This is a genomic window from Streptomyces doebereineriae (genome assembly GCF_031845645.1).
Classification (GTDB): Bacteria; Actinomycetota; Actinomycetes; order Streptomycetales; family Streptomycetaceae; genus Streptomyces; species Streptomyces canus.
Genome location: NZ_JAVREZ010000072.1, coordinates 1 through 679 on the forward strand (window position 1 = coordinate 1; position 679 = coordinate 679).

Annotated in this window: 1 protein-coding gene; it reads left to right on the plus strand. The window is 61.6% G+C overall.

Annotated features, from left to right (window positions below; all coding sequences use genetic code 11):
• Positions 1-679: polyamine ABC transporter substrate-binding protein (locus tag RNB18_RS50745; protein WP_311720896.1), on the plus strand; the 679-nt coding region annotated here is incomplete at both ends.

Below are 679 nucleotides of genomic sequence, written 5' to 3' on the forward strand. Positions count from 1 at the left end.
ATCCGGGAATCGCGCTGGCACAACAAGAAGAACCTCCAACCCGGTCTGCTCAACGCGAACATCGACCCCGGCCGTAAGTTCACCGCACCGTACATGTCCGGCATGGTCGGAATCGCCTACAACAAGGCCGCGACGGGGCGAGACATCACCAAGATCGACGATCTGTGGGATCCCGCATTCAAGGGCCGGGTCAGCCTGTTGTCCGACGTCCAGGACGGGCTCGGCATGATCATGCAGTGGCAGGGCAACTCCGTCGAGGATCCGACCACCGAATCCATCACCAAAGCGGTCGATTTCATCCGTGAACAGAAGGACAAGGGCCAGATCCGCCGGTTCACCGGAAACGACTACGCCGACGATCTGGCGGCGGGCAACATCGCTGTCGCCCAGGCATATTCGGGCGACGTGGTGCAGCTGCAGGCCGACAACCCGGACCTTCAGTTCATCGTGCCCGAGTCCGGCGGTGACTGGTTCATCGACACCATGGTGATCCCCTACACCACGCAGAACCAGAAGGGCGCCGAAGCGTGGATCGACTACGTCTACGACCGGGCGAACTACGCCAAGCTGATCGCATTCACCCAGTTCGTGCCGGTGTTGTCGGACATGACCGACGAGCTCGCCAAGATCGATCCCAAGCTGGCCGGCAACCCGCTGATCAACCCACCCGCCGACATTC